The 20,134-nt window shown below is 33.2% G+C and carries 16 protein-coding genes; 14 read left to right on the plus strand and 2 right to left on the minus strand.

What is annotated here, in order from left to right:
• The first annotated feature begins 84 nt into the window (after positions 1–84).
• The 3 genes from polA to Q0739_RS05050 are packed head-to-tail and all read left to right on the plus strand — an operon-like array spanning position 85 to position 5,188.
• The gene (gene polA, locus Q0739_RS05040) at positions 85–2,943 is read left to right on the plus strand and encodes a DNA polymerase I (RefSeq protein ID WP_298237611.1); all 2,859 of its coding nucleotides are present in this window, start codon (positions 85–87) and stop codon (positions 2,941–2,943) included.
• 1 nt (position 2,944) lies between these two features.
• On the plus strand, positions 2,945–4,438 hold the full coding sequence (locus tag Q0739_RS05045) for a hypothetical protein (RefSeq protein WP_298237612.1): 1,494 nt from the start codon (positions 2,945–2,947) through the stop codon (positions 4,436–4,438).
• A gap of 6 nt (positions 4,439–4,444) precedes the next feature.
• Positions 4,445–5,188 (plus strand): glycosyltransferase family 2 protein, encoded by a 744-nt coding sequence (locus Q0739_RS05050; protein ID WP_298237613.1) that lies wholly within the window; start codon positions 4,445–4,447, stop codon positions 5,186–5,188.
• A gap of 41 nt (positions 5,189–5,229) precedes the next feature.
• On the opposite strand, the gene Q0739_RS05055 is transcribed toward Q0739_RS05050, so the two are convergent.
• Positions 5,230–7,182 (minus strand): YgiQ family radical SAM protein, encoded by a 1,953-nt coding sequence (locus Q0739_RS05055; protein ID WP_298237614.1) that lies wholly within the window; start codon positions 7,180–7,182, stop codon positions 5,230–5,232.
• A 292-nt stretch (positions 7,183–7,474) separates the two neighbouring features.
• On the opposite strand from Q0739_RS05055, the gene rplM reads away from it, so the two are divergent.
• The 11 genes from rplM (at position 7,475) to Q0739_RS05110 (ending at position 19,379) form a co-directional block, all read left to right on the plus strand.
• Positions 7,475–7,930, plus strand: coding sequence for a 50S ribosomal protein L13 (gene rplM, locus Q0739_RS05060; RefSeq protein ID WP_298237615.1), 456 nt, complete (start codon positions 7,475–7,477; stop codon positions 7,928–7,930).
• On the plus strand, positions 7,930–8,316 hold the full coding sequence (rpsI, locus tag Q0739_RS05065; protein ID WP_298237616.1) for a 30S ribosomal protein S9: 387 nt from the start codon (positions 7,930–7,932) through the stop codon (positions 8,314–8,316). The genes rplM and rpsI overlap by 1 nt, the downstream gene beginning before the upstream one ends.
• 193 nt (positions 8,317–8,509) lie before the next feature.
• Positions 8,510–9,325: a 30S ribosomal protein S2 gene (gene rpsB / locus Q0739_RS05070; RefSeq protein WP_298237617.1), complete on the plus strand. Its 816-nt coding sequence runs from the start codon at positions 8,510–8,512 to the stop codon at positions 9,323–9,325.
• A gap of 84 nt (positions 9,326–9,409) precedes the next feature.
• Positions 9,410–10,384 carry a translation elongation factor Ts gene (tsf, locus tag Q0739_RS05075; protein ID WP_298237618.1) on the plus strand — a complete coding sequence of 325 codons (975 nt, stop codon included), beginning with the start codon at positions 9,410–9,412 and terminating at the stop codon, positions 10,382–10,384.
• Positions 10,385–10,606: 222 nt separating this feature from the next.
• Positions 10,607–11,314 (plus strand): UMP kinase, encoded by a 708-nt coding sequence (gene pyrH, locus Q0739_RS05080; RefSeq protein WP_298237619.1) that lies wholly within the window; start codon positions 10,607–10,609, stop codon positions 11,312–11,314.
• A gap of 68 nt (positions 11,315–11,382) precedes the next feature.
• Positions 11,383–11,940 (plus strand): ribosome recycling factor, encoded by a 558-nt coding sequence (gene frr, locus Q0739_RS05085; protein ID WP_298237620.1) that lies wholly within the window; start codon positions 11,383–11,385, stop codon positions 11,938–11,940.
• A gap of 57 nt (positions 11,941–11,997) precedes the next feature.
• Complete coding sequence (locus tag Q0739_RS05090) at positions 11,998–13,269, plus strand: hypothetical protein (RefSeq protein WP_298237621.1); 1,272 nt, start codon at positions 11,998–12,000, stop codon at positions 13,267–13,269.
• A gap of 58 nt (positions 13,270–13,327) precedes the next feature.
• The gene (locus Q0739_RS05095; RefSeq protein ID WP_298237622.1) at positions 13,328–15,715 is read left to right on the plus strand and encodes an efflux RND transporter permease subunit; all 2,388 of its coding nucleotides are present in this window, start codon (positions 13,328–13,330) and stop codon (positions 15,713–15,715) included.
• Between the two features lie 80 nt (positions 15,716–15,795).
• The gene (asnS, locus tag Q0739_RS05100) at positions 15,796–17,232 is read left to right on the plus strand and encodes an asparagine--tRNA ligase (RefSeq protein ID WP_298237623.1); all 1,437 of its coding nucleotides are present in this window, start codon (positions 15,796–15,798) and stop codon (positions 17,230–17,232) included.
• 81 nt (positions 17,233–17,313) lie between these two features.
• Positions 17,314–18,774, plus strand: coding sequence for an RNA polymerase factor sigma-54 (gene rpoN, locus Q0739_RS05105; RefSeq protein WP_298237624.1), 1,461 nt, complete (start codon positions 17,314–17,316; stop codon positions 18,772–18,774).
• Entirely contained in the window at positions 18,774–19,379 is a 606-nt protein-coding gene (locus Q0739_RS05110) for a hypothetical protein (RefSeq protein ID WP_298237625.1), read from the plus strand. Before rpoN ends, Q0739_RS05110 begins: the two co-directional genes overlap by 1 nt.
• Here Q0739_RS05110 and Q0739_RS05115 read toward each other — a convergent pair.
• On the minus strand, positions 19,374–20,066 hold the full coding sequence (locus tag Q0739_RS05115) for a porin family protein (protein WP_298237626.1): 693 nt from the start codon (positions 20,064–20,066) through the stop codon (positions 19,374–19,376). The genes Q0739_RS05110 and Q0739_RS05115 overlap by 6 nt on opposite strands.
• Between the last annotated feature and the right edge of the window lie 68 nt (positions 20,067–20,134).

Here is a 20,134-nt window from a genome sequence, read left to right on the forward strand (position 1 = left end):
GAAATTCATCTACAAACCAAAACTTTTAAGTTACCAATTACCATTTACTTTTTGTAGCTTTGATTTTCCATCAAAACAATCAAAATGTCAGATCAAAAACGCCTCTTTTTAGTAGATGCATACGCATTAATTTTTCGTGGTTATTATGCTTTTATAAAAAACCCAAGAATCAATTCAAAAGGAGAAGACACCTCAGCTATTATGGGGTTTATGAACTCCCTTTTAGATGTGATTAAACGTGAGCGTCCAGACCATTTAGCTGTTTGTTTTGATAAGGGCGGAAGTGCAGACCGTGTGGAAATGTACGAAGCATATAAGGCCAATAGAGATGAAACACCCGAAGGTATAAAAACAGCTGTTCCGTACATCTATGAGATTTTAAAAGCCATGCATATTCCCATTATGGTAAAGGAAGGCTATGAGGCTGATGATGTGATAGGAACTTTGTCTCGTCAAGCTGAAAAAGCGGGTTATAAAACCTTTATGGTAACCCCTGATAAAGATTTTGCGCAATTAGTAACCGAAAACATTTTTATGTATCGCCCCGTTTTTGGTGGAGGCTATGAAACCTGGGGTATTCCTGAAGTGCAGAAAAAATTTGAAGTGACCGACCCCATGCAAGTGATTGATTTTTTAGGCATGATGGGCGATGCTAGTGATAATATCCCTGGATTACCAGGCGTAGGTGAAAAAACAGCTAAAAAATTCATTGCACAATTTGGAAGTATGGAAGGTTTGCTTGCAAACACCGACCAGCTTAAAGGTAAAATGAAAGAGAAAGTGGAGGCTAATGGTGAATTAGGACTGCTTTCAAAAAAATTGGCGACTATTATGTTGGATGTTCCTGTGGAATTTAATGCCAAGGATTTTGAACTCGACCATCCCGATATTGAAAAGGTTAAAGAAATATTTCAAAATCTAGAATTTAGACGACTTACCGATAATTTCCTAAAAACCTTTGCTACTACTAAAGAAGAATCCACCACTAATGTCACTTCGAGCGCAGTCGAGAAGTCTATCCCTGAAAAAAAGGTGTCAACAAAAACACCTAACTCTGCTGGTGCAGGACAATTTTCATTATTTGGAGCAGACCCAACAAATGAAACCGAAACAATTAATGAATACACACGTAAAACAGCTGAAACCACTTCGCATTTTTATCAAAGTGTAGCCTCTGGAATGGCAACTAAATTGTTCATTAAAAATTTGATGAGTCAATCTTCGGTTTGTTTTGATACTGAAACCACTGGGTTAAACCCGTTAACAGCAGAATTGGTGGGGATTGCATTTTCATGGGAAGTTAGAAAGGGCTTTTATTTACCATTTCCAGAAGATAAAAACGAAGCTCAAGAACTTATTGAACAATTACGTCCGTTTTTTGAAAGTGAAACCATCGAGAAAGTTGGTCAGAATTTAAAATACGATATTAAGGTATTAGCAAAATATAATATTGTTGTTAAAGGTAAATTGTTTGACACCATGCTAGCGCATTATTTAATCAATCCAGATATGCGACATAATATGGATGTACTAGCAGAAACGTATTTAAATTACACACCTATTTCCATTGAAACCTTGATTGGTAAAAAAGGAAAGAATCAATTATCAATGCGTGAAGTAGCTATAGATAAGCAAACCGAATATGCTGTTGAAGATGCAGATATCACTTTACAGTTAAAAGAACATTTTCAAAATGAATTAGGAGAAGCCAACACCCAAAAACTTTTTGATGATATTGAAATTCCATTATTACGCGTTTTAGCAGCTATGGAATTGGAAGGCATAAATTTGGATAAAGCCTTTTTAAATGGTTTATCTGAGCAACTCAATAAAGACATTAAAGCCTTAGAAAGTAAAATTTATACACAAGCTGGAGAAGAATTCAATATAGCATCGCCAAAACAATTAGGGATTATTCTTTTTGAAAAATTAAAGTTGGTTGACAAACCAAAAAAGACAAAATCAGGGCAATATTCTACAGCTGAAGATGTACTGAGCTATTTAGCTAAAGATCATGAAATTATTCAGAATATTTTAGATTTCAGAGGCTTTTCAAAATTAAAAAGCACCTATGTAGATGCCTTACCAACTCAGGTTGAAGAAGTCACTGGTCGTGTACACACAGATTACATGCAAACTGTTGCCGCTACTGGTCGTCTGAGTAGCAACAATCCTAATCTTCAAAATATTCCAATCAGAACCGAGCGTGGGCGACAAGTGCGTAAAGCCTTTATTCCTAGAAATGAGGACTACATTTTATTAGCTGCCGATTACTCACAAATCGAACTCCGTATTATTGCCGCATTAAGCAAAGAAGAAACTATGATTGAAGCTTTTAAAAATGGAGAAGATATTCATGCCTCTACAGCTTCAAAAGTATTTAATGTGCCTTTAAATGAAGTGACTCGTGAGCAACGAAGTAATGCTAAAACCGTAAACTTCGGAATTATTTACGGTGTTTCTGCTTTTGGGCTAAGTAATCAAACCGATTTATCCAGAAGTGAATCCAAAGAACTTATTGACACCTATTACGCAACCTATCCAAAACTTCGTGCATTCATGAGCGAGCAAGTCGATTTTGCTCGTGATAATGGCTATGTACAAACCGTTTTAGGACGTCGCCGTTATTTAAAAGATATCAATTCTCGTAATGCAGTAGTTCGAGGCGCTGCAGAACGTAATGCCGTTAACGCACCCATTCAAGGGAGTGCTGCCGATATTATTAAAATTGCTATGATTAATATTCACAACAAGCTTCAAGAAGGCGATTTTAAAACAAAAATGCTATTGCAAGTACATGATGAATTGGTGTTTGATGTTTTTAAACCTGAGCTAGAAACCATCAAAACATTAGTAAAATCTGAAATGGAAAATGCTTTTAAAATGGATGTGCCATTGGATGTGGAGTTGGATACTGGTTTGAATTGGTTGGAGGCGCATTAGAATGAAAGTTTTAAAATCTAAATACAATTATTTAATCCTAGCTACTACATTAGGTGTTTATGGAGTAATAATGATTTTACAGGGAGGGTGGTCTGGAGATTTTTGGGAACACTGTGCTGTTGTAAAGGAACTGACAAACAATTTAGCAAACCCAACAAATCCAATGATAAGGGCAGATATACCCCATGCATTTTTTTCCCCTTATTCTGTTGTTGTTTCATTATTTTCTAAAATTTCGGGTTTTAGTCCCATAGAATCACTTGAGTTTTTTGCCTTTTTTAATCTAATCTTTTTCCTTTTTAGTTTCTACTTATTTTGTAAATCTTTATTTAAAGAAGATTACAACATTATCGCTTCAATAAGCTTGATACTTACTTTATTTTTTTGGGGTAATAATCCCTACAAATGGAGCGGTTTTTTCCATTTTACAACTTTACATTACGTACTGCCATACCCATCAACGTTTGCTATGGCTTTGGTCTTTCTAATTTTAGCGGTTGTACTAAGGGACATAAAGCAAGATAATTATTATTTTTTATCAGGAATCATTGCTTTAAATTCTGTTGTTGCTATTACACATCCTACTACTGTAATCCCGCTTAACGTTTCAATTGTTGCTATTTATTTTGTTTATAATGGCTATTCTGTAAAGAAATGCTTTTTAAAGTCATCAAAAATAATAATACCTAGTTTGATATTATGTTTATTATGGCCCTACTACAATTTATTTGATTTGTTAAGCGGAAATACCGCAGATTTCCATAGTGATTCAATAGAGCTTTACAAAGACTTTTATAAAAGAATTTGGCCGCTATTAACCATCATTCCTTATCTTTTTTTCTACAAAAAAGATCATATCATTGATTTTTTATTAATTACGATAACTCTACTTTTCTTGATTTATATAGGAGGATATATTCTTGGGGTATATGGATTTTCAAGAGTCATTTCTAATATTATGATGCTTGGTCATTTTCTTATAGCTTACATTATTTATAATTTAATCAAAGAATCCCGTTTTAAGAACAAAATCTATTTGACAATACTATCTGTAGCTTTTTTTGCATCAGTTATTATAAATAAGGGAGACAACTATCATACCTTTATACAAGTTTTTAAAGAAAAAGATATTCGCTACTATGAAAAATTTTCATTTCTCAAAACCATGGTTAAGTCAGATGACTTAATACTGTCTCATGGCCTTACAAATTGGATGATTCCTGCTTTTAACGGTAAAGTATTATCATCAGGGCATCCGCTTTATTGGGTAGATGATATAGTTGAAAGAAGACAAAATTTAAACATTTTTTTTTCAAAATCAACGACTGACTCAATAAGAGAAGGTATAATAAATAAATATGTCGCTGATTATGTTTTGCTTAATCATAATATAATAGATCTTGATAAATCAACATACAAATGGATCAAGTCTAAGGGCAATTCCATCTATAAAAAAGATGAATTAGAACTTGTTAAATTATCTAAAACCAGATAAATTAAAATGATTGACAATAAAAAGATTATAATTGTTTTACCCGCTTATAATGCTGCAAAAACTTTAAAAAAAACATATCAAGAAATCCCTTTTGATATTGTTGATGAAATTATATTAGTTGATGATTATAGTACCGACAACACATTTATAGTTGCTCAAGAATTAAATATTAAACACATCATCAAACACGAAATTAATTCTGGGTACGGAGCCAACCAAAAGTCATGCTACAATAAGTCTTTAGAGCTAAATGGAGATATTATTGTTATGTTACATCCAGATTACCAATACACCCCAAAGCTAATTCATTCAATGTGCTACTTAATTGCTAACGATTTATATCATGTTGTTCTAGGTTCAAGAATATTAGGAATGGGAGCTTTAAAAGGTGGTATGCCTTATTACAAATATTTTGCAAACCGTTGTTTAACATTATTTCAAAATATCCTTATGAAACAAAAACTTTCAGAGTATCATTCAGGGTACAGAGCATTTTCATCTGAAGTTTTAAATACAATAAATTTCAATATAAATTCTGATGATTTTGTTTTTGATAATCAAATGCTAGCACAAATATGTTACAATAATTATGAAATTGCAGAAATTACATGTCCTACAAAATATTTTGAAGACGCCTCTTCAATAAATTTTAAAAGAAGTTGTAAATATGGACTTGGGGTGTTAAAAACTTCCATCGAATATTTTCTTGATAAAAATTTGAATATTAAATCCTCTATTTTTAGAAAATAAACTTAGTCTTTTTTTGCATTTATTAAAAAACAAAAGTAAAACTACCTCCGCTTCTTCTTACTCCTAAACTTAGCTTTATTCTTCCGTTCATTATAAGGCACCGCATCATCAAAGGTATGTTTTGCTTCATCTCTAGGTTTATTTTTACGCCATTTTTCAGTTTTAGCAGGTAGTAAAACATCTAATAAATCTTGACGTCCTAACTTATTTAAGGTGTTTTTAATCCAAGCCTTGTTTTCGTCCTTATACCAAAAGAAAAAACGATGCTGCTCATCCTTTTCTTTTCTAGTCTTCGGGGTTCTAACTTTTTTAAGAGTATATGGATGATACCCACTGTAATATATCACAGTCGCCACCGTCATAGGTGTTGGTGTAAAGCCTTGAACTTGTTCTAACTGAAAGCCCATGTCTTTAGTTTCTGCAGCCAGATTAGCCATATCTTCAGCTTCACAAGCAGGATGATTTGAAATAAAATACGGTATCAATTGTAGTTTCAACCCTTTCTTAATATTAATCTTATCAAAACGCTCCTTAAACTTATGGAAATAACTAAACGATGGCTTACGCATCAATTTCAATACAGGGTCACTCGTATGCTCTGGCGCTACTTTTAAACGTCCAGACACATGCTTTGTCATCACCTCTTCCGTATAATCATCCAACTCTTTAGGGTCGGCATTTTTATTAAACTCAGGCACCAACATATCATGGCGAATACCCGATCCAATAAACGATTTCTTCACTTTCGGATGACTATCAACCGCTTGATATAAATCTGTTAAAGGCTTATGAGACGTGTCCAGATTACTGCAAATCACAGGCGAAATACATGAAGGCGCCACACACTTATCGCAAATCGATTGCACTTTCCCTTTCATCTTATACATATTCGCACTTGGGCCACCAATATCAGATAAATATCCTTTAAAGTCTGGCATATTTGCTACCTTATCTACCTCTCGCAATACCGATTCCTGACTCCTAGACGCAATAAACTTCCCCTGGTGTGCAGAAATAGTACAGAAACTACACCCTCCAAAACACCCTCGATGTATGTTAATAGAAAACTTAATCATCTCAAACGCAGGTATCGGTCCGCGCTTATTATATTTTGGATGCGGTAAACGTGTATAAGGCAACTCAAAAGAGGCATCAATTTCATCCTCAGTCATGGTAGGATAAGGCGGGTTAATCATCAAGGTTTTATCGCCTACCTTCTGAAAAATTCTACGAGCAGCTAATTTGTTACTCTCCTGCTCTATAATTTTAAAATTAGAAGCATATTTCTTTTTATCCTTCAAACAAACTTCATGCGATGCAATTTCAACATCTTCCCAATTACTATTCTTCGGAATTTTTGCATCAGTATCCAATAAAACAGCCGTTTGTTTAATAGTTGTAATACTAGAAAACGGCACTCCTTTTTGCATTAAACGCACCACTTCTCGTAGCGGTTGCTCACCCATTCCATACACCAACATATCGGCTTTCGAGCTTTCCAAAATAGTAGGCATCAGCGTATCGCTCCAGTAATCATAATGTGTTACACGACGTAACGATGCCTCAATACCACCAAGCAAAACAGGCACATCAGGCCATTTATCTTTTAAAATCTTAGAGTAAAGCGTTGTTGCATAATCGGGCCTAAACCCAATATCGCCATTCGGTGTATATGCATCCTTATCACGACGTTTTTTATTCGCATTGTAGTTGCTAATCATAGGATCCATGCAGCCACCCGTTACTCCAAAAAACAATTTAGGTGCCCCCAATTTCACAAAATCCTGAAGATTATCATTCACATTCGGTTGCGGTACAATGGCCACCCGCAAACCAAAACTTTCCAACAAACGTCCAATTACTGCAGGTCCAAATGTAGGATGATCTACATAAGCATCACCACTAAATAAAATCACATCCAGCGCATCCCAACCGCGTATTTTCACCTCTTTGTTTGTGGTAGGCAACCAATCCGAAAGTTTCAAGTCCTCCATAGTGCTGCAAAAATAGGTAAAAATAGACTCTTGAGATTATCTGTCTAATTCTTTTGAATATTCATAAGATTCATTGATTAATTACTTTCATGTTTTTTAAGCATTTTACAGATTATTCTATATCAATAGATAGTCTAGAATTAAATTATTTTATTAAGCCTTTATCCTTACTTTTTAAATATTAAAAATTACATGAAATTATCTCACTTCACTATTTGGTAATCAAATATATAATCGTAAATTTGCAAACTCTTTTTGAGAGAGGAATGTTTAATAAGAAAAAATAAAAAGTGTGAACACATTAAGCTACAAAACGATTTCAGCAAACAAAGCTACTGTAAATAAGCAGTGGGTTTTGGTTGATGCTGAAGGTCAAGCGCTTGGTCGTTTAGCTTCTAAAGTTGCAAAACTTTTAAGAGGTAAGCACAAGCCAAACTTCACACCTCATGTTGATTGCGGAGATAATGTAATTATTATCAATGCAGAAAAAATCACGTTATCTGGTAACAAATGGACTGACAAGTCATACATTCGTCACACTGGATATCCAGGAGGTCAAAAAAGTTTAACTGCTACAGAATTGTACGGAAAAGATCCAGCAAGAGTAGTAGAAAAATCAGTTAAAGGAATGTTACCTAAAAACAAATTAGGTGCAGATTTATTCCGTAATCTTACAGTTGTTGTTGGTTCAGAGCACAAACATCAAGCTCAAAAACCTAAAACAATTAACTTAAACGAATTCAAATAATGGATGTAATTCACAAAATTGGCCGTAGAAAGACGGCTGTTGCGCGCGCTTATGTTACCCCAGGAAAAGGTAACATTACAATCAATAAAAAAGACTTAGCTAATTATTTTACTACCGCTACTTTACAGTACAAAGTAAAACAACCATTAGTTTTGACTAACAATGACGCCAACTTTGATATTACAGTAAATGTATATGGAGGTGGTATTACTGGACAAGCAGAAGCTGTTCGTTTAGCAATTTCTCGTGCAATGTGCGAAGTTGATGCTGAAAACAGATTAACACTTAAACCAGAAGGTTTATTAACAAGAGATCCAAGAATGGTGGAGCGTAAAAAATTCGGACAGAAGAAAGCGCGTAAAAAATTCCAATTCTCTAAACGTTAATATCCTGGACATGGTTCAGGATCTGTATATCAGATTCCTTTATCATTTTCAAAACAAAATAATAAATTAAAAAACAGTTATTGTTGTCCTAGTGTAAAAACAGGATTTAGTTTAGCATCTAAATGGTTAAGGCGAATTTTTAAAAATGACCACTTAATCATTGCTAATTCAACAGAACGTAAACTATTACAAAATGGCAGTAGAAGTAAAAGAATTACTTGAAGCAGGTGTGCACTTCGGACACCTTACACGTAAGTGGGATCCAAACATGGCGCCTTACGTATATATGGAGCGTAACGGTATCCATATTATAAACCTTTACAAAACAGCGGCTAAAATTGATGAAGCTGGAGCAGCACTTGCTAAAATTGCAGCTTCTGGACGTAAAATTTTATTCGTTGCAACAAAAAAACAAGCAAAAGATATTGTTGCTGAAAAAGCTAGCGAAATTAACATGCCTTACATCACAGAAAGATGGCCAGGTGGTATGTTAACCAACTTTGTTACTATTAGAAAAGCCGTTAAAAAAATGGCATCAATTGATAGAATGAAGAAAGACGGTACCTTCATGACATTATCTAAAAAAGAACGTTTACAAGTTGATCGTTTAAGAGCTAAGTTAGAAAAAAACTTAGGTTCTATTAGCGACATGACACGTTTACCAGGTGCTTTATTTGTTGTAGATATTAAGCGTGAGCATATCGCGATTAAAGAAGCTCAAAAATTAAACATTCCAATTTTTGCAATGGTTGATACCAACTCTGACCCACGTCAGGTTGATTATGTAATACCAGCAAATGATGACGCTTCTAAATCAATAAATAAAATCTTAACGCATGTTGCATCTGCAGTATCTGGCGGATTGGCAGAACGTAAAGCTGAAAAAGAGGCTGCTACTGCTCCTAAAGCAGAAGTGGAAGCAAAAACTGAAGTAGTAGCTGAAAAAGAGGCTGCTCCTAAAGCAAAAGCTGCACCAGCCAAAAAAGCTGTTGCTGAAGAAGAAGAATAAATAACACAATACACACAAATAAGTCGTTTAGTTCTTTTTCTCTGTTGAAAATAAATTGAACGACTTTTTTAAATTATAATAATTATGAGTACTACTGTAAAAGTTACAGCCCAAGAAGTAAACAAATTAAGACAAGCTACTGGTGCAGGAATGATGGACTGCAAGAAAGCTTTAGTAGAAGCGGAAGGTGATTTTGATAAAGCTATTGAGGTTTTACGTAAAAAAGGACAAAAAGTTGCTGCAAAAAGAGCAGATCGTGAATCTAGTGAAGGTGCTGCGGTTGCAAAAATAAATGCAGATAATACCGCTGCAGTTGCTATTGTTTTAGGCTGTGAAACTGACTTTGTTGGTAAAAACGAAAACTTTTTAGCCTTAGCTAATCAATTAGGAGACATTGCTTTAAATACTAACTCTAAAGACGAATTTTTAGCTGCTGATTTTGGAGGAATGACTGTAGCCGATAAATTAATTGAACAAACAGGTGTAATTGGCGAGAAATTAGAGATTAATGCTTTCGAAAAAATCGAAGCTGCTTATGTTGGTGCTTACGTTCACATTAACAAAATTGCTGCTATTGTTGGTTTTTCTAGCGTAGTTAACAATATTGAAACTTTAGGTAAAGATGTTGCCATGCAAATTGCTTCTATGGGAGCTACAACGCTATCATATAAAGATTTTGACCCTGCATTTATTGCTTCTGAAACTGAAGCAAGAATTGCTGTTATTGAAAAAGACAATATTGAATTAGGACGATTAGGAAAAACACTTAAAAACGTACCTCAATATATCTCAATGGCACAATTAACACCTGAGGTTATTGCAGAAGCCGAAGAAGCTGCTAAAGCTGAATTAAAAGCTGAAGGTAAGCCAGAGCAAATCTGGGACAGAATCTTACCAGGTAAAATGGAGCGATTCATTTCTGATAATACAACTTTAGATCAAGAACAATGTTTATTAGATCAAAAGTTTATCAAAGATGAAAAGAAAACTGTTGCAGCTTACGTTTCATCTTACGGTGAAGTAGAAATTACAAGTTTTAAACGTGTAACTCTAGGATAAAATAGAGACATTTCATATAATTTTAAAAACCATCGTGCTAGCTAGCACGATGGTTTTTTTTGATTAAAAAAGAGCTTCAGAGTAAATTCAAAAAATAAAAAAAATGTTTAGCTTTGCTAAACTCCAAAGCGGAACTAAAATGCGTCTTAATTATTATGTTAGTGATAACAAATGGTAATAGACAAATTACATAGACTTTAAATCAGCAATAGAAATTGTTTAATGAAATACAAAAGAATACTTCTAAAATTATCGGGTGAAGCTTTAATGGGAAATCGCCAATATGGTATTGACCCAGAGCGATTAGCAGAATATGCAGAGGATATTAAAGAGATTACAAATAAAGGAGTACAAGTTGCCATTGTAATAGGAGGAGGTAATATTTTTAGAGGTGTCGCCGGCGCTAGTAATGGCATGGATCGTGTTCAAGGCGATCATATGGGAATGCTTGCAACTGTAATTAATGGACTGGCTCTTCAGGGTGCTTTAGAAGATGCTGGACTAAAAACAAGACTGCAAACAGCAATAAAAATTAACGAAGTTGCCGAACCTTTTATAAGACGTAAAGCCTTGAGTCATTTAAATAAAGGACGCGTTGTTATTTTTGGAGGCGGAACAGGAAACCCTTATTTCACAACAGATTCTGCAGCAGTATTAAGAGCTATCGAAATTCAAGCAGATGTTATTTTAAAAGGAACTCGCGTAGACGGGATTTACAATACAGATCCTGAAAAAGACACCAAAGCCACAAAATTTAATTTTATATCTTTTGAAGACGTATTGAGTAAAGGTCTAAAGGTAATGGATACAACGGCATTTACTTTAAGTCAAGAAAACAAACTACCTATAATTGTATTCGACATGAATAAAAGAGGTAATTTACTTAAAGTTGTTTCGGGAGAAAATATTGGAACAGAAGTTAATATTTAGTTCTTGTTTCAGTTTTAAAAAAATTGGCGTAATTTTTGAAACATTGATTGACATAAAAGTTTAAAACAATGAATGAAGACATACAATTTATATTAGATACGGCAAATGAAGCCATGGATAATGCTATTAAACATCTAGAAAAGCAATTTGTTAACATTAGAGCTGGTAAAGCAAGCCCTTCTATGCTAGGTAGTGTTATGGTAGATTACTATGGTTCACAGACGCCTTTAAATCAAGTGGCCAACGTAAATACACCCGATGGCAGAACTATTACGGTACAACCATGGGAAAAAAATATGCTACAGGAAATAGAACGTGGTATTGCTTATGCTAATCTTGGTTTTAACCCCATGAATAATGGTGAAACTATAATTATAAATGTGCCTCCTTTAACCGAAGAGCGAAGACGCGACCTAGCTAAGCAAGCCAAATCTGAAGCTGAAGAAGCTAAAATAAGTATAAGATCTGCAAGAAAAGATGCCAATAACGACATTAAAAAATCTGATGATGTTTCTGAAGACTTAAAAGCTAACGCAGAGATAGACGTACAACAAATGACAGATAGTTACGTTAAAAAAGTTGATGACCTCTTTGACAATAAAGAAAAAGAGATTATGACTGTATAATTACCAAAGCGACTACAATGTCGCTTTTTTATTTATAACCCTAGCTTTAATTTTCTAATGCTGAAATTTTATTCGTTTCTAATTTTTATTTTATTTTCAGCATTGGCACAAGCCCAAACTTCCTCTATTAACGAATCTGCTCCAGTTCAAGATTCGATTAAAAAAAGTGCCTTTCTCAAACAAATAGGGAATGGTTACTTACCTACTAAATATTTTAACGCCGATCTTAGGTACTTAATAAAATACAATCAATACGAGGGAGTAAGAACAGGGATTGGTGGCGTAACAAATGATGCGTTTTCTAAAAAATACCGCTTAAATTCTTATGTCGTTTATGGGTTTCGGGATCATCGCTTTAAATATAGCATTGGAGGTGGTTTAAGACTTGCTGAAAAAACAAATACATGGGTAAACTTATCATATACTGACGATTTACAAGAAACTGGAAGCTCTATTTTCTTGACAGACAACAGGTTTTTTCAATTTTTCGAGCCTAGACTTTTAAACATCGATTTATTTCATAAACATATTACCAAGGCCATAGCATTAGAGCACCAAATATATCCAAAACTTATAACAGAAACACAATTTGCACTTAGTAAAATAGACCCAACTTATAGCTATAATTTCATCTTAAATGGTAATTCCATTAGTCAATTTGATTTGAGTACCGCTAGATTCGGGTTACAATGGAGTCCCTTTAGTAAGTTTAAGTCTTCAGAAGGAAAACTAAAAGAAACAAAAAGAGGTTATCCACAATTTTCTATTCAGTATACCAAAAGTTTTAAAGATGTATTTAAGGGTGACTTCAACTTTTCAAAAGTCGATTTTAAAACTATTTACAGATTAGGAGAAATAGATAATCATCTTTCAGAATTAACAATTGTTTCTGGACTCGTTGGGGGAGACACTCCATTAACACATTTATATCATGCCTACCCTAATAACATAAGAAATGAAACCATTATGCAACGATTTTCTGTTGCTGGTCTTAACAGTTTTGAAACCATGTTTTTTAATGAATTTTTTTCAGATAAATTTACAACCGTGCAACTTAAGCATTATTTAAAGCCCTTTAATATTTCTAAACGTTTTAAACCTCAAATGGTTTTAATCTCTCGTTATGCAATTGGAGATATTAAAAACCCCGAAAGACATGAAAATATTTCTTTTAATTCATTAAAAAAAGGATTTACCGAATCTGGTTTCGAAATGAATAAACTATTTTTTGGTTTTGGCTTAAGCTTCACATATAGATACGGTGCATACCACTTACCAAGCATAACCGATAATGTTGCATTTAAGTTTACTTTTAATATAACATTATAAGCTATTTACTATGCCAATACATTGTTTTTTCTACCTTTGCGCATCTTTATATTAAAGCATGTTTAAACTTTTTACAAAAGATTTTTGGGATGTTACAGCAAGACTAATTCTTAGGAATAAAATTATTATTCTTATTGGTATTGCGATGGTTACTTTTCTCTTTAGTACCCAATGGGATAACATGCGGTTTACATATACTGAAGCCAATTTACTTCCAGATGACCACGAAATAAATCTAACTTATAATGATTTTTTAGAAACGTTTGGAGAAGAAGGTAATCTTATTTTATTAGGTGTAAAAGACAGTTCTTTTTTTAATATAAAAAAACTCAATGCTTGGAATAAATTATCACAAGATTTCAAGCAATATGAAGCTGTTGAAACTGTAATTTCTATAAAAGACTTACAAAAACTTATAAAGGATGTTCCTAATGAAAAATTTAACCTGGAGCCTTTTATTAAAGATTCTATCACTTCAATAGCGCAAATAGACAAACTTCAAGAAGAGCTTTTTAACAAATACCCTTTTTACGATAATTTCCTGTTTAACGCAGATAGTAAAACAATTAGAACAGCTATTTACCTTAAAAAAGATATTGTAAATACCCCTGCTAGAAAAGAATTTATAGTAGATATTTTAATCCCGAAAATTGAAGCTTTCCAAAATGCTCAAAAATTAGATGTTCGCGTCTCGGGTATGCCATATATAAGAACGCTTAACTCACAAATTATTATTGATGAAATTGGGTGGTTTGTAGGTGCTGCATTATTTGTAACATCAATTATATTCTTTTTCTTTTTCAGATCATTTAGAGCCACTTTAATTTCTTTAGTAGTTGTTTGTATTGGCGTTATGTGGACCTTAGGTATTCTAGGTCTTTTAAATTATGAGATTACCGTATTAACGGCGCTTATACCGCCTTTAATTATTGTAATTGGTATTCCAAATTGTATTTTTCTAATTAATAAATACCAACACGAAGTAAAATTACATGGAAACAAAGTAAAATCGCTACAAAGGGTTATTACAAAAATTGGTAACGCTACTTTAATGACAAATGTTACTACAGCTTCAGGATTTGCTACGTTCATTTTAACAGAAAGTAAATTACTAAAGGAATTTGGTATTGTTGCATCCTTAAGCATATTAGCAATTTTTATCTTATGCCTTCTTATTATTCCAATAATTTATACTTTTTTACCATATCCAAAAGATCGCCACTTGGAGCATTTAAACAAGCGCTGGATTGGTGGTTTTGTTGATTGGATGGAATATATGGTTAAGAAAAAACGTATAGCAGTATATGCTACTTCGGTAGTTTTACTTATTGCAAGTATTATAGGTATTTATCAAATAAAAATTTCTGGAAGTTTAATTGAAGACATGCCTAAAAAGACAGAATTTTTTAATGATATACGGTTTTTTGAAGAAGAGTTTAACGGTATAATGCCTTTAGAAATAATGATTGATACCAAACGCAAGAAAGGTGTTATGAAATTATCTACTCTAAAGCGTATGAATGAGCTTGAAGAGTTAATTATTGAAACACCAGAATTATCAAAACCAATATCGGTTGTTAGTCTTGTAAAATATTCTAAGCAGGCTTACTACAATGGTAACCCTAAGTTTTATCAGCTTCCATCAGCCCAAGAAAATAGTTTTATTTTATCCTACGCCAAAAACTCATCATCAAATGTAGATTTGCTTAAAAACTTTGTTGATAGTACTGGACAATATGCTCGTATTACCACATTTATGAAGGATATTGGTACAGATAAAATGGAACGAATTCAAGAAAATGTTCAAAATAAAATAGATAAAGTTTTTCCTAAAGAGCGTTACAATGTCACCATGACTGGTAAAGCTCTTGTGTTTCAAAAAGGCACGAAGTATTTGGTTAAAAATCTGGCAATATCGTTGTCGCTAGCTATTTTATTAATTTCCATTTTTATGGCGTACATGTTTAGGTCTGCTAGAATGATTATAGTCTCACTTATTCCAAACTTACTGCCTCTTGTGGTCACTGCTGGTTTAATGGGCTACTTAGGAGTTCCTATAAAACCATCTACAATTTTAGTTTTTAGCATCGCTTTTGGTATTTCGGTAGATGATACTATTCATTTCTTGGCGAAATACAGACAAGAATTGCAAGCCAATCAGTGGAAAATAAAAATTTCAGTTTATGCAGCATTAAGAGAAACTGGAGTTAGTATGTTTTACACCTCCATTGTTTTATTCTTCGGCTTTTCGGTATTTACAATTTCAAGTTTTGGTGGCACTGTAGCTTTAGGCGCTTTAGTATCTGCAACCCTATTATTTGCTATGCTTTCTAATCTTATTTTATTACCGTCTTTATTACTTTCATTAGAGCGTAGTATTGCAAACAAAGAAGTATTAAGAGAACCTTCAATAAATATTATTCCAGAGGAAGATGAAAGCGATTAATTCTTAGTTAGAATTTCACCGTTTCTTACTTGAAAGCCTAATGGCTTTTTTTATCTTTACTTTTTAAAATTATCTTGTTTATGCAGACATATACTGTTTCAGACTTATTGCGAAAAGAACCATCTGTTTTCCAAAGCGTTGATATTAAAGGATGGGTAAGAACCTATAGAGCTAATCGATTTATTGCTTTAAATGATGGTTCTACAATAAATAATATTCAATGTGTTGTGGACTTCGAAAAATTTGATGAAGCATTATTAAAACGTATCACAACTGGTGCCGCCATACATATAACTGGCGACTTAGTAGAAAGCCAAGGGAAAGGGCAAAAAGTTGAAATACAAGTGACTAAATTAGAAATTTTAGGTGATGCTAATCCTGAAACATACCCTATTCAACCAAAAAAGCACTCCTTCGAATTTTTAAGAGAACAGGCTCATTTACGAACAAGAACGAACACTTTTAGTGCTGTGATGCGCTTGCGTTCATCCTTATCATTTGCGATACATAAATATTTTAACGATAATGGATTTTATTATATGCACACGCCAATAATTACAGGGAGTGATGCAGAAGGTGCAGGTGAAATGTTTCGTGTATCAAATTTGGATGCTAAAAACCCTCCTCTTAACGACGATGGTCATATAGACTACACCCAAGACTTTTTTGGAAAAGAAACCAACCTAACAGTATCTGGACAATTAGAAGCAGAAACCTACGCCATGTCATTAGGTAAAGTATATACCTTCGGGCCTACCTTTAGAGCTGAAAACTCAAATACTTCGCGTCATTTAGCAGAATTCTGGATGATAGAACCCGAAGTAGCTTTTATGGATTTGGCAGGTAATATGGATTTAGCTGAAGATTTTTTAAAGTCCGTATTAAAACATATTTTAGAACATAACCGCGAAGATTTAGACTTTTTAGATACACGTTTGCAGAACGAAGAAAAGACAAAACCTCAAGCAGAGCGCAGCGATATGAATCTAATTGAGAAATTAAAATTTGTAACAGAAAATAATTTCATGCGTCTCAGTTATACAGAAGCCATAGATATTTTACGCAATTGTAAACCTAACAAAAAGAAAAAATTTAATTATATAATTAACGAATGGGGTGCCGACTTACAAAGTGAGCATGAGCGCTTTTTAGTTGAAAAGCATTTTAAATGTCCCGTTATATTATTTGATTACCCAGCTAATATTAAAGCTTTTTATATGCGATTAAATGACGATGGTAAAACAGTACGTGCCATGGATATTTTATTTCCTGGCATTGGCGAAATTGTTGGCGGGGCACAAAGAGAAGAACGCCTAGAGGTTTTAAAACAAAAAATGGCAGCCATAGATATTCCAGAAGAAGATTTATGGTGGTATTTAGACCTGCGTAAGTATGGAACTGCTGTGCATTCTGGTTTCGGATTAGGTTTTGAGCGTTTAGTTATGTTTGCAACAGGAATGGGAAATATTAGAGATGTTATTCCATTTCCAAGAACACCTCAAAATGCAGAGTTTTAATAATAAAAAAGAAAAACAGAAAGCCCCAATTACATAGGATAAAAAGATTTTTTATATTTTTAGCCTAAACCAAATCACAATATGCTTAAGCAATATTTACAGTTCAAATTATCGCAAAAATTATCACCGCAACAAATTCAATTGATGAAATTGATACAGTTGCCCACACAAGCTTTTGAACAAAGATTAAAACAAGAACTTGAGGAAAATCCTGCTTTAGAAGGTGGTAAAGAAGAAAATGATAGTGAATATGATTCAGACTTAGATAATACTGTTGACGATTATAACGACAACGAGACTATTGAAGCAGGCGATATAAACGTTGATGATTATTTAAGTGATGATGAGGTTCCAGATTATCGCACACAAGTAAATAACTATAGTAGCGATGATGACGAAAAAACAATGCCTTATGCCGCTGGTACATCTTTCACTCAACATTTAGTCAATCAACTTAATACGTATAGATTAAGCGAGAAAGAGCGTGAAATTGCAGAATTCTTAGTTGGAAGTGTTGATGAAAGCGGATACATTCGTCGTTCACTTTCAGACATCATGGACGATTTAGCTTTTACTCAAAATGTATATACTACCGAAGATAAAATTCAATATGTTTTACGTATTGTACACCAACTAGATCCAGCTGGAGTTGGAGCAAGAAATTTACAAGAATGTTTGAGTATTCAACTTCACCGAAAAGAAAAATCGCCTGATATTGAGCTTGCTATTGATATAATTGATAACGCTTTCGACCAATTCACAAAGAAACATTACAAAAAACTACTTCAAAAATTTGATATTTCTGAAATGCAATTGAAGGATGCCATTTCTGAAATTGAACATCTAAATCCGAAACCAGGAGGTTCCTATTCTGGAAACAATCGAATTGTAGAACATGTAGTGCCAGATTTTGCTATTAAAATTGTTGATGGCGAATTAGAACTTACACTTAATGGACGAAATGCTCCAGAATTGCATGTTTCTAGAGAGTACAACAACATGTTAAAAGGGTATAAAGAATCTAAAGATAAATCGAAATCTCAAAAAGATGCTGTTATATTTATAAAGCAAAAATTAGATGCTGCAAAATGGTTTATAGAAGCCATAAAACAACGCCAACAGACGTTATTTGTTACCATGAGTGCAATTATGCATTATCAAAAGGAGTATTTTCTAACAGGTGACGAGCGCAACTTAAAACCTATGATTCTTAAAGACGTTGCAGATGAAATTTCCATGGATGTTTCTACAGTATCTCGAGTTGCAAATAGTAAGTACGTAGACACACCCTACGGCACTAAATTGATTAAAGAATTTTTCTCGGAATCAATGAAAAATGATCAAGGTGAAGATGTTTCAACAAGAGAAATTAAAAAAATTCTTGAAACCGTTATTGAAGAAGAAAACAAAAGAAAACCTTTAACAGATGAAACTTTAGCTAAAATTTTAAAAGAAAAAGGATATCCAATAGCACGAAGAACTGTAGCGAAATATAGAGAACAACTAGACATTCCTGTTGCGCGTCTACGTAAAAAAATATAATGGATAAAATTTTAAGAAGTATCTCGTTTATTTTTCATCCATTACTAATGCCAATATTTGGTGTTCTTTTTTATTTTGCTAAATCCCCACGTTATATCCCTCCAGAAATTATTCAAGCCAAATTAGTGTCACTCTTTATATTGACTGTAATTTTACCTATTCTATTATACTTCTTACTTAAGACTTTAGGGAAAGTTAAATCAATTTATTTGGAGTCTGCTAGAGAACGTATTTTTCCTCTAACTTTAAATTTCGGTGTTATTCTTATTGTATTGCAGCGTATTTTAACACCAACGCAAATTATTGAACTTTACTATTTTTTTGTTGGTGTTTTAATATCTACGCTAGCGTGTCTAATCCTAGCTGTTTTAAAGTTTAAAGCTAGTATACACATGATGGCTGTATCTGGTTTATTTATGTTTTTTATCGCCCTAAGTATTCATTTTAGCATCAATATAAATGGTACGTTGGCTTTAATGGCTATTATAATTGGTGGTGTAGCGACTTCGAGGCTTCATTTAAAAGCTCACACGAATAAAGAATTAATAATTGGTGTTTTTATTGGACTGACACCCCAGCTACTATTAGTTAACTATTGGTTATAAAATATAAAACATCAAGCCTATCTTAACAGCATTCATATCCAATTGATTGCCTTCTAAAAGGGAGTCACTTGAAAAAATTGGATTTAAACCGTAGTAGATATTTATATTCCAAGTATTATAACCAACACTTAAGGTTAATCCGTATTGAAAATCATTAAATTCGGAAATGTTACTATGTTTAATCGAACCTAAATCACCTTTGTATTTAGTGGTATGCGTAAACATATATCCAACTTTAAATCCAGTATAAATTCGCCAAAAATTATATTCTGTAGGTGTAGAAGTTCGCCATCTAAATTCAAAAGGAAGTTCGATTAAATGTGTGGAAAATTTATTTTTTGTAAACGTACCATTATCATCTAAAATGGTATAAGTACTATTTGCTAAATTGTCCTTGTCGATAAGTAAATTCTGATTATACGAGTTTGAGGAAATTCCAAGACCTATTCCAAAGGCAACATTTCTTTTTTTATTAATAGGCATATCTCTAATAAAGCCTAAATGAAAACCACTTGAAAATCCTGTTTGAGAAAGATTCATAGGTTTTTTACCTAATAAATTATATGTAACACCTATGTAAAACTGATCCTCGCGATATAAAGAATCTTCAACTTTATTAGAAAATTCTTGAGCACACACAAGCATCGAATAAAAAAAAGTTCCTACTAAAATTAATAGTTTTTTCAACTGTTAATACTTTGATATTAAGTGTTTATTTATAAAAAAAGGCATTCTAAACGAATGCCTTAATCTAT

Origin of the sequence: uncultured Algibacter sp., assembly GCF_947487605.1 — a bacterium.
In the GTDB taxonomy this organism is placed as follows: Bacteria; Bacteroidota; Bacteroidia; order Flavobacteriales; family Flavobacteriaceae; genus Algibacter_D.

Excerpts from the sequence above, each read along its gene's own strand:
- tsf (WP_298237618.1), top strand. The coding sequence starts at position 9,410 with ATGAGTACTACTGTAAAAGTTACAGCCCAAGAAGTAAACAAATTAAGA.
- rpoN (WP_298237624.1), top strand. The coding sequence starts at position 17,314 with ATGCTTAAGCAATATTTACAGTTCAAATTATCGCAAAAATTATCACCG.
- rpsI (WP_298237616.1), top strand. The coding sequence starts at position 7,930 with ATGGATGTAATTCACAAAATTGGCCGTAGAAAGACGGCTGTTGCGCGC.
- Q0739_RS05055 (WP_298237614.1), bottom strand. The coding sequence starts at position 7,182 with ATGGAGGACTTGAAACTTTCGGATTGGTTGCCTACCACAAACAAAGAG.
- Q0739_RS05045 (WP_298237612.1), top strand. The coding sequence starts at position 2,945 with ATGAAAGTTTTAAAATCTAAATACAATTATTTAATCCTAGCTACTACA.
- Q0739_RS05110 (WP_298237625.1), top strand. The coding sequence starts at position 18,774 with ATGGATAAAATTTTAAGAAGTATCTCGTTTATTTTTCATCCATTACTA.
- Q0739_RS05050 (WP_298237613.1), top strand. The coding sequence starts at position 4,445 with ATGATTGACAATAAAAAGATTATAATTGTTTTACCCGCTTATAATGCT.
- Q0739_RS05090 (WP_298237621.1), top strand. The coding sequence starts at position 11,998 with ATGCTGAAATTTTATTCGTTTCTAATTTTTATTTTATTTTCAGCATTG.
- asnS (WP_298237623.1), top strand. The coding sequence starts at position 15,796 with ATGCAGACATATACTGTTTCAGACTTATTGCGAAAAGAACCATCTGTT.
- pyrH (WP_298237619.1), top strand. The coding sequence starts at position 10,607 with ATGAAATACAAAAGAATACTTCTAAAATTATCGGGTGAAGCTTTAATG.
- Q0739_RS05095 (WP_298237622.1), top strand. The coding sequence starts at position 13,328 with ATGTTTAAACTTTTTACAAAAGATTTTTGGGATGTTACAGCAAGACTA.
- rpsB (WP_298237617.1), top strand. The coding sequence starts at position 8,510 with ATGGCAGTAGAAGTAAAAGAATTACTTGAAGCAGGTGTGCACTTCGGA.
- frr (WP_298237620.1), top strand. The coding sequence starts at position 11,383 with ATGAATGAAGACATACAATTTATATTAGATACGGCAAATGAAGCCATG.
- polA (WP_298237611.1), top strand. The coding sequence starts at position 85 with ATGTCAGATCAAAAACGCCTCTTTTTAGTAGATGCATACGCATTAATT.